The following is a 13,481-nucleotide window of genomic DNA, read 5'->3' as shown; positions in this document are numbered from 1 at the left end:
GCATATCGGTATTGGTTTGAAGAAGCAAAGGCCCTAGGGCCTTCCAATTTAACGGCGGTCAAGGAACGTTTATACGAATTTTACAGTTTAGTAAAAGCATCAGGCCTTGATGAATTCAAGAAGGCAGTAGAAACTTTTCAGAACTGGCAGAAGGAAATTTTGAATAGTTTCGCTTTTAATTTGCATAATGGTTATGTCGAGGGTATTAATAACCAAACAAAAGTGATAAAGAGAAACGCATTTGGTTACCGCCGTTTTGATCGCTTTCGTTTAAGAGTACTATTACATCATCAATATAAAAACATAAATGGGCGGGTCGCATAAATAAGGAGTGAGCGTTAGCTCACCCCAACATTTGACGTAGAACCCCTTATATTAATGCGTTAACCATTTCCAACAATCGTATGATCGCTCGTTCTCATAATAAAACTTAAATTCCGTCCACATTGCTTATCTCTGCGGTAGGAAAACCACTCGCTATTTGAATACGTACACGTAGGATCAATATAAATATGCTCTGCAGGTATGCCCGCTAGTTCGCATTGTTTTTTAACTGTTCGTTTATTATCAATATGGTATTTATTCGTTTTTTCATTGTAGTAAATAAAATCGTCTGCGTAGCCGAGCTGCTTGAATTTAACATATACATCCTCATCAACTTCAAAATAATCTTGGCTAATGGCTGCTCCAATTTGGACATGAAAGTTCCAGGGCTTGCATTGTTCTTTCTGAATTAACTGTGTAAACACCTTAAGCGAAATTTCTTTAATTGTACCTTTCCAGCCAGAGTGGATGACACCAATGACTCCTTCTGCCTCATTTTTAAAAATAACCGGCACACAATCAGCGGTAAGGCAACATAGTAACACGTTGCGTTCATACGTATACAGTGCATCGATGTTCTCGATCGCAGAAGTAACGTTTGCAGACCCCCGGCCAGCATCTGCAATCGTAACGCGATACATATTGGCGCTGTGCGTTTGGTTCGCACACACAAAGGTATTTAAATCACAATGTAAAACATCGGCCAATTTCTTTCTATTTTCTAAAACATGTGTCTGTTTTACACTTGTATGAAAAGCCATATTGTTATTTTCTAACTGTGTCGTATCCTTCATTGTCATTCCAGCAATAAAACGGCCGTTATTCATATAAAATTTCGTATTCATCACATCACCAACTTTTTATAAGGTTTGTGTAAATCAGATTGCAAAAAAAGGTTGTTGTACATGAAGAAAGAATGCAGCTTGTTCATAGATCTAGACATGAAGACAGAATGATTAAAAAGCAAATTAGTAGGTTATTTACGAAAAAAGGATTGAAATTGGAGTAGGTTTATTTTATTATAACGCAAAAAAAGGCACTGTACCTAAAAAGATTAGAACACTGCCCTTATTTCGTTTATCTTTCAATGAAATGTACTCTTTTCTCTACCTTCAGAAATTATAGTATCCATTCAACTTCTAAAAATAGTAGTCATTGCTTTAGAGAAGCTGTTGTAATGAACAATAAATTAGTTGAGGCGTTGTCCACGTAAAGCGAGTAAAGACTATGAGCGAGATAAGCAAGCCATATTATTATTAAATAAAGTAAATTACAATAAATCGTTCGTATGTTCTCTAATAAACATTTTACGCATATTTGGAACATACGAGCATTAGGAATAGTGCTCCTATTCGGTTTGTATAAATTTAACACAATTTTTAAGCCTCTGGTGTAGGTGTAGGTTCAGCGTAGCCTTCCTTATACTGCTCATCAATTAAATGTCTTATTTCTTTAACGGTTTTCCCATTATTAAATTCAATAATTGACTTTGCAGCAATATCAAGACACGCTTGGCATTTCGTTGCATGATCATCCCAAGTGAGCGAACCGTCTGCGTGATTATCAAAAATGAAACAATCATAATTGTCCTTATGTCCAATCGAATCATTTCCACAGCCACAATAACATGGAATTAATTCTAATAAATCCTGGCTATGAGCGACAGCTTGATATAACGTTTGCATTTCGGTTGACTGTTTATCTAAAAACGCTGGAAGATCATTAACAGATTCTGTTTCTTCCCGAATATCCCCTATTGGTGTGTTATGTTGATGATCACTATGCTCCTGGCTCTCTTCAGAAGTGCAAGCACTCGTTACACTTAAGACGAATATACTTAGAAGTATCGTTATTCTCTTCATCATTGAAAGCTCCTTTACGTTGTCTTTAAAAATATCTTAGCACGTATAGTATCCAATTTCCTACTTCAAAACAACCGAAGTTAGGTTCATTTTTATAATGTTCATTATTCTGTTACATTCGATTTTTTGCTGTTACGTCAGGAAGGCGCGCAAAACAGCGAGCAGTTTTTAATTGTATATGTTAAAGTAAAAGTGGATGGACAGGATGGAGAGGGTAAGTGATGAGGCAAATTACAGTAAATGATCTCATAAAAACGTTTGCACTAGAAACAATTGTAGCGACAAAAGATAAGCTTGATGTCGTCATTCAGAAACCACAAACAAGAAGACCGGGATTAGAGTTTATTGATTATATGGACTTTTTACCGATGGAGCATGTACACGTTTTGGGAGAAAATGAGATTCATTATTTGGATAATTTAAGTGATGAAGAATGTGAGCAACGAGTGAGCAATATTGTAAAATATAAGCCGCCGTGCATTATTGTTACGGATGATCGAGGCAATCTTGTCTATTTAACGAAGTATTGTAGGAAAAATAATATTCCATTGCTTCGAACTGCCGAGCATAACTATGAATTTATTAAAAAAATAGATGCGTATATGATTAAAAATATGGCTCCTGAAATTGCTGTACATGGTGTCTGTATAAATGTATTTGGGATTGGAATCCTTTTACGGGGGAAATCAGGGCTAGGAAAAAGCGAAACAGCTCATACATTAATAGGCAGAGGACATCGACTTGTTGCAGATGATATTGTCGTTATAAAAAAATTAAGTCCTCAGACATTGCTTGGCACTCATAATGGGAAAAACAAGGAATTTCTCGCTTTGCGCAGTGTAGGTTTATTGAATGTCGTGCGACAATACGGCAGAAAAGCCTTTCAGGACGAGACGAGAATTGCTTTGGATATTGAACTGACAACATGGGAGCGCAATACGTTAAATAATGAGCTGGAAATGGAAACAAAATATACGGAATATATGGATGTAAAAGTTCCATATATCCAAATTCAACTCCAGCCAGGTCGAGATGTTGCTGGATTAATTGAAGCAGCTGCAAATAATTGGTATTTGCAGCAGCAAGGCTATAGCGCTGCAGAGGAATTTATGAAGCGGCTGGAATCCGATCATTCAAAATCAAGCTGGGAATAGGAGCTGGGTCGGTGTTGAAAATCAATTCGGCGGGATCGCATTTATTTTAATAAAGCTGTTGAACGGATATAGGTTCGGGCAGTAAAGCATATAAGTGCAAACCTGTATTCCGAAAATAACTAGCGGAAAATCAAGGCAAAAACAAGAAAAACCCCGTACTTCACATAAGTCGAAGCAGGGTTTTTTTGTTTGAAAAGGTTCTCTTAAAGTGCGATTATTACTTATCGCTTTAAAATGGAGAAACAACGAATCCAATAATACATCTATTTTTGTTTTTTTCCTTTCGTCAAGCGTCCAAGCAAAAATGCACCAAGTCCTATTCCAATAAAGGTGTTTGTTTTTTTATTAAAAACTTGTTTAAAGAAAAGATTAAGATTTTGCGGACGCTCGGCAAGGCGGCGCATAAAATAACCATACCAATCTGTGCCGAATGGGACATACGTACAAAAATTGTAGCCTGCTTTAGCTAAGTCAATTTGCATGTCCTTTCTAAAACCATATAGCATTTGAAATTCAAACTTTTCTTTTGAAATTTGATTCTCTTCGACAAATTTTTTAACATAGTTAATAATTCGATGATCATGAGTAGCAATCGATGTAAACTTTCCATTTAATAAATGATATTGAATTAAACGGATAAAGTTTTCGTCGATTTCTGCTTTGTCTTGATAAGCAACTTCAGGTGCCTCCTTATAAGCACCTTTTACGATGCGTAGGCGAAAGTCTTTATACTTTTTAATATCGTCTTCCGCTCGGAAAAAGTAAGCTTGTATAACGGTCCCGATATTATCGTAATCCTTTGATAACGCATCAATTAAATCAAAGGATGGTTGGAGATGTCCATAATCCTCCATATCAAAGTTTATAAAAATATTATATTTATGCGCTTTTGACACAATTTCTCGTAAGTTTTGCAAGCAAAAGTCATAGTGGATGTCTAAGCCGAGCTGGGTCGGTTTTAAAGAAATGTGCGCATCAATGGCATGCTTATGAATTGCTTCGATAACAGAAAGAATTTGCTCTTTTGCTTTAAGTGCTTCTTCTTCTTCAAAGACAAACTCTCCCAAATTGTCTATTGTAGCTGATATACCTTGTGCATTTAATTGTTTTACACTTTCAATCATTTCATCCACATTTGTACCGGCAACAACAGATTGTGCACCTAGTTTAAATCCGTATCTTTGTGCTGCTTTATTGAGCATCTGGTTTTGTGATAACCCGATGAAGAAGTTTTTTAACCACATACATATCCCTCTTTATAGTTTAGTATTTATAGCTTTTATTAAATTTATATTTATTATACCATTCTCCTGTCCCTTTTACCTTTTTAAAAGAGCATAAACGGTAAAAAAAGGAAAGGAAAAAGAAGCAAAAAGAATGTAATGAAACTAAATATCTGTTGACTAATACGTGAATCAAATCCTGCTTTAGAAGATAGTTCACATTTGCCCTTCAAATAGGATATAATTAAAGGGTATACGAAATAGAATGGGGAAGTTCGTTATTTGGCGTACGTATCCTTATATCTTGTAACACCAATGCGTAACAAGGTTGAACTTTTAATGGAAATATTGTGTGAATAATAAGGGGAATGTAACCGTATGGGCTATCAAGCATTATATCGTGTGTGGCGACCTAGGAAATTTGCAGATGTTGTTGGACAATCACATATAACACGTACATTGCAAAATGCAATATCACAAAATAAATTTTCCCACGCTTATTTGTTTTCAGGCCCACGAGGTACTGGAAAGACGAGCGCGGCAAAAATATTTGCACAAACAATTAATTGCGAACAGGCGCCAACTGCCGAGCCATGTAATGAATGTGCAGCTTGTCGTGGTATTTTAGATGGCTCAATATCCGATGTTATTGAGATTGACGCTGCATCGAATACGAGTGTTGACGATATTCGCGAGATACGAGATAAAGTAAAATATGCTTCAAGCGCTGTTCCATATAAAGTATACATCATTGATGAAGTACATATGATCTCTGTTAACGCATTTAATGCATTATTAAAGACGTTAGAAGAGCCTCCAGCACATGTTGTTTTCATATTGGCAACAACAGAGCCGCACAAAATTCCGCTCACAATTATTTCAAGGTGCCAACGATTCGACTTTAAGCCGATCGGGAATAATGCGATTATAGATCGGCTAAAATGTATTGTAGAGTCAGAAGGCTTTGCAGTAACGGAAAAAGCATTGGAAGCTGTTGCGCTTACAGCGGAAGGCGGAATGCGAGATGCCCTCAGCATTTTGGATCAAGCAATTTCTTACAGTACAGATCAGATCGATCTCGACGATGTACTAGCGGTCACTGGTGGGGTATCACAGACCGTATTAACACGTATCATTCAAGCGATGCATGAACGAAATGTCCAGCAAACGTTGCAGCTATTTGAGGAAATGATCCAACACGGGAAAGACCCGGGTCGATTTGTTTATGATTTAATTTATTTTCTTCGTGACGTATTGTTTTATAAAGCTGCACCAGCGCTTTCAAATCAGTTGGAACGAGCCGTACTGGATGCTGAATTCAAGGAAGTAAGCGATCAAGTTTCTAATACGTGGCTTCAACAAGCAATTTTTCAATTGAACGACTGTTTACAGGAAATTAAATGGATAAATAATCCGAGAGTGTTTATTGAGATTGTACTCTTAGGGATAACAAGTCAAAATGAACAGCAGGAACCTACTGAGAAAAATGAAGCAGTAGTTGATAACAAAGCGATTACTCATTTAACCGATCGCTTAGAGCAGCTGGAAAGGCAATTACAATCGTTGCAGCAAGCGCCAAAAAACCCAACTCAACAGCCTAGAAGGCAAGCTTCTAAGCAGCCGACAAAGAGCAGTTACAAAGTTCCATTTGAGCAAATAAGGCGCGTGTTGGAAGGGGCAGAAAAGCAAGCCTTACAGCACGTACAGTCTACGTGGGCAAATTTTTTAACACAGTTAAAATCAACAAATGCACCAGCGCATGCAACGATACAAGACAGTAAACCTGCCGCTGCTTCCGATGAAGGGCTTGTCGTTGCTTTTAAATATGAAATCCATTGTTCTTTGTTTTTGGATAATAGAGAAACTGTTGAATCGGTACTTGCAACTGTGCTCGGAAAAAGAATTACGATCTATCCGCTTCCGGAAGAAAATTGGCAACAGTTACGTTCTGAGTATTTGAACAAACAAGAACAGAGTGCTTCAACGGAGGAACGACAAGGCGATTCATTGATTGATGAAGCACGCAAGCTTGTCGGCGATGATTTGTTGGAAATTCATGAATAAACGTATTCTAACCATTTGATACAACAAGCAATTCAGTTAAACAACAATGGTAAATTAATTGTTAAAAAGGGAATAAACTACGTATGGCAAATCGTTCATACAGTAGGCATATAAATATTGCTAAAACATAGTATACAAGGAGGATGTACCATGAAAGGTATGGGAAATATGGGTAACATGATGAAGCAAATGCAAAAAATGCAGAAGAAAATGATGAAGGCACAGGAAGAACTACAGGCTATGAGCTTTGAGGCTTCTGTTGGCGGTGGTATGGTTACGGTAACAGCAAATGGCGCAAAGGAAATTATTGATGTAAATATTAATGAAGAAGTTGTCGATCCAGATGATGTCGACATGCTACAAGATTTAATTTTAACTGCAGTAAACGATGTAATGAAGCAAATTGAAGATAAAACCAATGAAACAATGGGGCAGTTTACGAAAGGGTTAAATATGCCGGGAATGTTTTAGGAGGCTGAAAGGATGTATTATCCAGAACCGATTTCCAAACTTATAGACAGCTTTTCTAAATTACCGGGAATAGGTCCTAAGACGGCTGTGCGGTTAGCTTTTTTTGTGATTGAAATGGAAGAAGATGATGTGCTAGAATTTGCAAAGGCGCTTGTAAGTGCAAAGAGAGAGCTATCGAATTGCTCGATATGTGGGCATATTACCGATCAAGATGTTTGTTCTATTTGTCAGGATCAAACCCGTGATGAATCAATTATTTGTGTAGTGGAAGATCCTAGGGACGTCATTGCAATGGAAAAAATGAAGGAATTTACGGGAAGGTATCACGTCTTACACGGGTCCATTTCCCCAATGGATGGAATAGGGCCAGAGGATATTAATGTTCCAGACTTGCTTCAACGGTTGAAAAATGAACAGGTCGAAGAAATTATTTTGGCAACGAACCCAAACATTGAAGGAGAAGCTACCGCCATGTATATATCACGACTTGTCAAACCATCGGGAATTCGTACAACGAGGATAGCCCATGGGCTGCCTGTTGGTGGCGACTTAGAGTATGCGGACGAAGTTACGTTAGCAAAATCACTCGAAGGTCGGCGTGATGTATGATTACGAGTAACCGAAGGAATATATTCCCTTGTAGAATGGCACGTTAAAGTTGGTGATTCGATGAGAAAAAAAGTAAAGAAACGGAATATAGATGAGCAATTATTACATGCCATTATTGCCGTTGAAAAAGAATGGAAACAGATGCAGTCGATTCTAGATGAAAGCATTGATCCTGCCGATAAAAATCTTCAACGCGTTGTTTTTGCTCAAGCTAAATATATGTTTTTGTTGCGGGAAGCACGGCATCGAAAAATAAGTGCCATTCGTTATTAATTAAATGCTGCTGGCTGCTCACTTTAAACAAACCCAGCTTGAATACGTCCTTTTATTCAGTAGTGAAATGGATGTAAATCGATGCACTTTAAAAGATTCATAGCGATTTGTTCTTTTTTGCACCGAACTGTCATATGTACTAGTAAGGGGACAAGTTCAAGGAGGAAGCGCTATGAATTCTACGATTGTCATTTCTATTATGATTGGACTAATCATTCTATTATTACTTATTGGAGCACCTGTGAAGCCAATGCGCTTTATTGCTAGTAGCTCTGTAAAAATTGGTATAGGAATATTGCTATTATTTTTTTTCAACGTGTTTGGAGGAGCAATTGGCTTACACATTCCTATTAATTTGTTTACAGTTATTATTTCTGGCTTTTTAGGGGTGTTCGGCGTTAGTTCACTTGCCGCTATTCAAATATTCCTTGTATAAAGACGTACTTGGAAATTACAAAAATATATTTTCGTTGTTTCCAAGTTTTTATGTATACCATTCGAGCGTTTAGGAGAAACTATCAACTAAACGATTCGAGGAGGGGAAGCAATGGAGTATTGCGGTATATGTGAGGAAAAGAAAGAGAATGGCATTCATTTATACAAACTATTTATTTGCTGTTCGTGTGAGAAGAACATGATTCACACGGAGCCTAGAGAAGAAAAGTATCGTTATTATTTAAGTAAGTTAAAAAATATGAATCAACCAACGTTATATTCTTAGCTGTATTTTAAAGGCGAATCATGTTCAACAGACTATAACGTAGATTTAACAAATTGATTGAAAGCTTTATAAGTGTGCGACATGCGCCAACATTTAATTGAAAAAATCCGAACGGGTTCATAAAATTGAATCACGGTTCGGATTTTTTGCATAAATTATGTATAATGACGCTTTTTGGAGATTACCGTGTATAGCTTGTTGTTATGTAACGCATTTCGTAAATAAGGTATGAGTAAAATGTTTGTGGGGGAACAGATGCACGAATTTAACTAGATAATATGTGATCAATTTTACTTCGAACGATATACACATGAATAACACCGTTGATTTTCACTGCCCACGGAAAGCGTAGTGTATATCTACTGCGGTCGGTAGGAATCAATACTAAAATTAACGAATACAAAGAGAGGTTTTTTAACTTCTTAAAATAACACCCACAAATACGTGACTCAATCGTAAATAAGTAACGTCATTAAATAAATTCTAAAACCATGCTACAATAAAATGTATCGTTACATTATTTACTCTATTTCAAAGCATGTAAAACGACAGTTCTCTTTATCCACCTGCATATGGTAAGATAGAAGGTGAATTAGTAAGAGTAGAACATTTAATTATTAAGCAATGTTTACTTTGCATTGAGGAGCAGAACAGTGTACAACAATTTCATAACACTTGAAGGTGGAGAAGGTGCTGGTAAAACGTCCGTACTTCAAATCTTAAGTGATAAACTCAAACATAATGGCCATGATGTTGTAACGACACGGGAGCCTGGCGGAATAGAAATATCAGAAAAAATAAGAAACATTATTCTTGAACCGAGTAATGATAAAATGGAAGGAAGAACCGAAGCATTATTGTATGCAGCTGCTAGAAGACAGCATTTGATCGAAAAGGTATTACCTGCTTTAAAACAGGGAAAAATTGTCTTGTGTGACCGATTTATTGATAGTAGCCTTGCTTACCAAGGGTATGCTCGCGAACTAGGCATTGATGCAGTTTACGCTATAAATGAATTTGCAATTCAACAATGTATGCCAGGGTTGACGTTGTTCCTTGACCTCGATCCTAAAAAAGGGTTGCAACGAATTCAAGCAAATAGCGATCGAGAAAAAAACAGGTTAGACATGGAAAGCTTATCGTTTCACCAAAAGGTTTATGAAGGGTATTGCCAATTACAGCAACGTTTTCCTAACCGAATAAAGAAAATTAATGCAAATCAGCCGCTTGAAAAGGTTGGGGAAGATGCGTGGCAATCTATTGCATTGTATATGCAACGATAAAATAATGGAAAGGAGGCATCGACTATGAAGTTAATCATTGCCGTTGTACAAGACAAGGACTCAAACCGTTTAATTAATGCGTTAAGTGGAGAAAACTTTCAAACAACAAAGCTCGCCACTACTGGGGGGTTTTTAAAGGAAGGGAATACGACACTAATGATCGGCTGTAAAGATGAGTTTGTAGATGAGGCGCTATCTATTATAAAAGATAATTGTTCGCAGCGTGAACAAATGGTGGCGCCAATTTCTCCAATGGGCGGGAACGCCGATTCTTATATACCGAAGCCGGTAAAAGTAGAAGTTGGTGGCGCAACTGTATTTATTTTACCGATTGAGTCGTTTTTCCGTTTTTAATGAAGGTGTATGTTATTGAAATACTTTGAAGGGGCTGAGCGAGTTGAAAATAAGTCAAGAGCTGCGTGCACAAATGGAAACAAAGCAACCTCGATCGTTTACGGATAGCAAACAAAGTTTCGACACGATTGTTCAGTCCCAAACCTATAAATTGAAGCAAGAAGAACTGCAGCAATTAGTTAAGGATATAACGGTACAGGGGGATAAGTTGGCGCGTTTTCGATCGTTCCGTGACTTAGCTAAATTTAAACGTATGGTCAAGAACTATTTGCAAGAAGCAGTTTCCAATGGCCTTCATTTAGAGCAGGCCCATCATTTTACAATGGAAGGTCAAACTAAAATGGCACTTGTAAAGGAAATTGACCAAAAATTAATGGAATTGACAGAAGAAGTGATGAATCAGGAAAAAAAGACAGTAGATCTTTTAGGAATGATTGGAGAAATTAAAGGTCTATTGATTAATATATATATGTAAATTGCCGCAAGGAGAGGAATGAGGGGCTAATTTATGAGTACTTGGGCGGAGATAATGGAAACACAACCATTGGCAGGGAAAATTTTAACAAACAGTATCAAAAAAGGTCGAATATCTCATGCGTATTTGCTCCAGGGCCCTCGAGGTACAGGAAAAGAAGCTATTGCACTTTTACTCGCCCAGACAATGTTTTGTCTAAACAAAAAAGGGACAGACCCTTGCCATTCATGCACAAACTGTAAACGAATTAGTACAAAGAACCATCCGGATGTGCACTGGCTTGAGCCAGATGGACAATCAATAAAAAATGAACAAATTGATACTTTAAAGTCTGAGTTCAAATATACAGGATTAGAATCGGTACAAAAGGTTTATGTAATTAAAGATGCAAACACACTCACATTGCATGCTGCAAATCGTATTTTAAAGTTTTTAGAGGAACCGAATAAAAAAACGACAGCAATTCTTCTCACAGAAAATAGTCAATCGATCATCCCGACAATTCGTTCAAGATGCCAATCTATTGATTTAAAACCGTTAAGCCCAGCTTTGTTTCAGCAACAACTAATAGAGGCGGGTATTTCTGAAGCTAACGCTGTTTTTTTTAGTGCCCTAACAAACAATCTTGAAGAAGCAATTCGATGGAATGAAGAGGATTGGTTTGCTCAAGGCAGAAAATTAATGGTACAATGGATAGAAATATTTTCATCCCGACAAGAAGATATGTATTTATTTCTCCATCAACATTGGCTTCCTCACTTTAAAGAAGGAGATCAGCTGCAGCACGGGTTAGATCTATTAATGGTAGCTTTCAAAGACCTTTTATATTTTCATATAGATAAGCAAAATTCAATGGTTGCTTTTCAACCTGAAGATGAACGTCTACACAAGGCTGTTACCGTTTTCTCGGTAAAGAGAATCCTTTCTGCTTTAACTGCTTTACTATCAGCAAAACAAAAACTAAAACAACGTGTAAATCCCACCCTAGTGATGGAACAACTTACACTTCACATATAGAGGTGATCAGATCGTGATTGAAGTGATTGGTGTCCGCTTTAAAAAAGCGGGTAAGATTTATTATTTTGATCCAGCAGATCACAACATTTCATTAAATAATTACGTTATTGTAGAAACAGTACGTGGCATAGAGTTTGGAAAAGTTGTGATTACGAATAAACAAGTAGATGAGGAAGATGTTGTTCTTCCTTTAAAGAAAGTAATACGAATTGCTACCGAGCAAGATAAACAAGATGTTGTAGAAAACAAAGAAAAAGCAAACTATGCTTTAGAAATATGTAAAGATAAAATTGTTAAACATGACTTAGATATGAATCTAGTAGATGTAGAATATACGTTTGATCGTAATAAGGTTATTTTTTATTTTACCGCGGATGGACGTATAGATTTCCGTAATCTTGTTAAAGATTTGGCAGCAATGTTTAAAACGAGAATAGAGCTGCGGCAAATTGGAGTACGAGATGAGGCGAAGATGTTAGGCGGCATAGGACCATGTGGGCGAATGCTATGTTGCTCCACGTTTCTAGGGGATTTTGAGCCGGTATCCATCAAAATGGCTAAAGATCAGAACCTTTCTTTAAATCCTGCTAAAATTTCTGGATTGTGTGGTCGCTTAATGTGTTGTTTAAAATATGAAAATGACGACTATGAGACTGCTAAACGAGAATTGCCGGATCTTGGAGAGTCAATTCAAACTTCTTATGGGAGAGGAAAAGTAGTTGGCTTGAATATTCTTGAAAAAATCATCCAGATCGAAGTGACAGAAAATGACCGAATAATCGAGTATACATTAGATGAGCTGATTGAAGAAAAAGTTATCTCGACGCAAGCCACAGAGTAATGGGGTGAGTATGAGTGAGCAAGAGGCAAATATTTGATCAAGTATCGGACATGGAAACCCAAATTGGTGAGCTATATGAACAATTGGGGGATCTGAAAGCTAAGCTAAGCGATTTGTTAGAGGAAAATCACCGTTTATCAATGGAAAACCTCCATTTGCGCAAGCACTTAACGGATGAGGATGCAAGTGAAGGTAGTGAGACAGATCGTGCTGAAGGTGGCCGATCCGATATACCTGGTGAAGGGTATGACAACTTGGCAAGGCTTTATGAAGAAGGATTTCATATTTGTAATATGCAATTTGGTAGCCCACGTAGAGGCTCGGATTGTTTATTTTGTCTCGAATTTTTCAATAAGACGAAATAATTGTATTTATACGGAAGGTATTCCGGTTAATCCGGATGGAAGTAATCTTTTCTATTAACGCCAAGGAAATAGTTACTACGTACGAGGAACGCTCTGACGCATGAGGTGGCGCGGCATATGGTATATTTTCATCGATCCTTCGCTCTCCGGCTTCGTAGGACCTTTTGTTTTAACTTGACCAGTTCGGCACCGGTAGTAAAAGCTAACTATTCAAAAGTTGTACATAGTACGTTTTTGTTTAATTCGTTAGGATCATCCGAATACCTTCTTTTAATTTCAATGGTCTCCATATATGAAAATGTATATGGAGTTATTTTTTTAGGCTCTAAAATATATGTTGGGGTATAGAAAAAATTCAGCAAAATAAAAGCACGCAAACTCCAAAATTTGTTAGACTTGTTTTAACGACAAAACAAACACAAAAGGAGTTGCGTGTAAGTGAATT

17 protein-coding genes are annotated in these 13,481 nt (G+C 37.1%); 14 read left to right on the top strand and 3 right to left on the bottom strand.

The features are described from left to right. Positions 1-324 (top strand): ISL3 family transposase (locus tag ACLIBH_RS13995; RefSeq protein WP_439317331.1); only part of this gene is annotated, 324 nt, incomplete at its 5' end. Between the two features lie 59 nt (positions 325-383). Here ACLIBH_RS13995 and pgeF read toward each other — a convergent pair. Then, positions 384-1,169 (bottom strand): peptidoglycan editing factor PgeF, encoded by a 786-nt coding sequence (pgeF, locus tag ACLIBH_RS13990; RefSeq protein WP_439317330.1) that lies wholly within the window; start codon positions 1,167-1,169, stop codon positions 384-386. Positions 1,170-1,703: 534 nt separating this feature from the next. Further along, positions 1,704-2,186, bottom strand: coding sequence for a PCYCGC motif-containing (lipo)protein (locus tag ACLIBH_RS13985; RefSeq protein WP_439317332.1), 483 nt, complete (start codon positions 2,184-2,186; stop codon positions 1,704-1,706). A 221-nt stretch (positions 2,187-2,407) separates the two neighbouring features. Here ACLIBH_RS13985 and hprK point away from each other — a divergent pair, with 221 nt between their 5' ends. Then, positions 2,408-3,340, top strand: coding sequence for an HPr(Ser) kinase/phosphatase (gene hprK, locus ACLIBH_RS13980; protein ID WP_439317329.1), 933 nt, complete (start codon positions 2,408-2,410; stop codon positions 3,338-3,340). A gap of 263 nt (positions 3,341-3,603) precedes the next feature. On the opposite strand, the gene ACLIBH_RS13975 is transcribed toward hprK, so the two are convergent. After that, a complete protein-coding gene (locus tag ACLIBH_RS13975) occupies positions 3,604-4,584 on the bottom strand; it encodes a proline dehydrogenase family protein (RefSeq protein ID WP_439317328.1) in 981 nt (326 codons plus the stop codon). A 357-nt stretch (positions 4,585-4,941) separates the two neighbouring features. On the opposite strand from ACLIBH_RS13975, the gene dnaX reads away from it, so the two are divergent. The 12 genes from dnaX (at position 4,942) to yabA (ending at position 13,036) form a co-directional block, all read left to right on the top strand. Continuing rightward, on the top strand, positions 4,942-6,627 hold the full coding sequence (gene dnaX, locus ACLIBH_RS13970; RefSeq protein ID WP_439317327.1) for a DNA polymerase III subunit gamma/tau: 1,686 nt from the start codon (positions 4,942-4,944) through the stop codon (positions 6,625-6,627). A gap of 150 nt (positions 6,628-6,777) precedes the next feature. After that, complete coding sequence (locus tag ACLIBH_RS13965; RefSeq protein WP_439317326.1) at positions 6,778-7,098, top strand: YbaB/EbfC family nucleoid-associated protein; 321 nt, start codon at positions 6,778-6,780, stop codon at positions 7,096-7,098. A 12-nt stretch (positions 7,099-7,110) separates the two neighbouring features. Beyond that, positions 7,111-7,707, top strand: coding sequence for a recombination mediator RecR (gene recR / locus ACLIBH_RS13960; RefSeq protein ID WP_439317325.1), 597 nt, complete (start codon positions 7,111-7,113; stop codon positions 7,705-7,707). Positions 7,708-7,767: 60 nt separating this feature from the next. Next, positions 7,768-7,980, top strand: a complete 213-nt coding sequence (locus tag ACLIBH_RS13955) for a YaaL family protein (protein ID WP_439317324.1) — start codon at positions 7,768-7,770, stop codon at positions 7,978-7,980. Positions 7,981-8,152: 172 nt separating this feature from the next. After that, entirely contained in the window at positions 8,153-8,416 is a 264-nt protein-coding gene (locus ACLIBH_RS13950; protein WP_439317323.1) for a pro-sigmaK processing inhibitor BofA family protein, read from the top strand. A 111-nt stretch (positions 8,417-8,527) separates the two neighbouring features. Continuing rightward, complete coding sequence (locus ACLIBH_RS13945; RefSeq protein ID WP_439317322.1) at positions 8,528-8,701, top strand: sigma factor G inhibitor Gin; 174 nt, start codon at positions 8,528-8,530, stop codon at positions 8,699-8,701. A 653-nt stretch (positions 8,702-9,354) separates the two neighbouring features. Next, positions 9,355-9,984: a dTMP kinase gene (gene tmk, locus ACLIBH_RS13940; RefSeq protein ID WP_439317321.1), complete on the top strand. Its 630-nt coding sequence runs from the start codon at positions 9,355-9,357 to the stop codon at positions 9,982-9,984. A 24-nt stretch (positions 9,985-10,008) separates the two neighbouring features. Then, entirely contained in the window at positions 10,009-10,338 is a 330-nt protein-coding gene (locus tag ACLIBH_RS13935) for a cyclic-di-AMP receptor (protein ID WP_439317320.1), read from the top strand. Between the two features lie 43 nt (positions 10,339-10,381). Further along, complete coding sequence (locus tag ACLIBH_RS13930; protein WP_439317319.1) at positions 10,382-10,813, top strand: YaaR family protein; 432 nt, start codon at positions 10,382-10,384, stop codon at positions 10,811-10,813. Positions 10,814-10,846: 33 nt separating this feature from the next. Further along, on the top strand, positions 10,847-11,830 hold the full coding sequence (gene holB, locus ACLIBH_RS13925; protein WP_439317318.1) for a DNA polymerase III subunit delta': 984 nt from the start codon (positions 10,847-10,849) through the stop codon (positions 11,828-11,830). A gap of 13 nt (positions 11,831-11,843) precedes the next feature. Beyond that, complete coding sequence (locus tag ACLIBH_RS13920) at positions 11,844-12,671, top strand: PSP1 domain-containing protein (RefSeq protein WP_439317317.1); 828 nt, start codon at positions 11,844-11,846, stop codon at positions 12,669-12,671. A 14-nt stretch (positions 12,672-12,685) separates the two neighbouring features. Then, complete coding sequence (yabA, locus tag ACLIBH_RS13915; protein ID WP_439317316.1) at positions 12,686-13,036, top strand: DNA replication initiation control protein YabA; 351 nt, start codon at positions 12,686-12,688, stop codon at positions 13,034-13,036. The last annotated feature ends 445 nt before the right edge of the window (positions 13,037-13,481 follow it).

Origin of the sequence: Virgibacillus sp. W0430 (assembly GCF_051846935.1) — a bacterium.
In the GTDB taxonomy this organism is placed as follows: domain Bacteria; phylum Bacillota; class Bacilli; order Bacillales; family Amphibacillaceae; genus JBPYCR01.
This window is presented reverse-complemented; position numbering and strand designations above follow the sequence as displayed.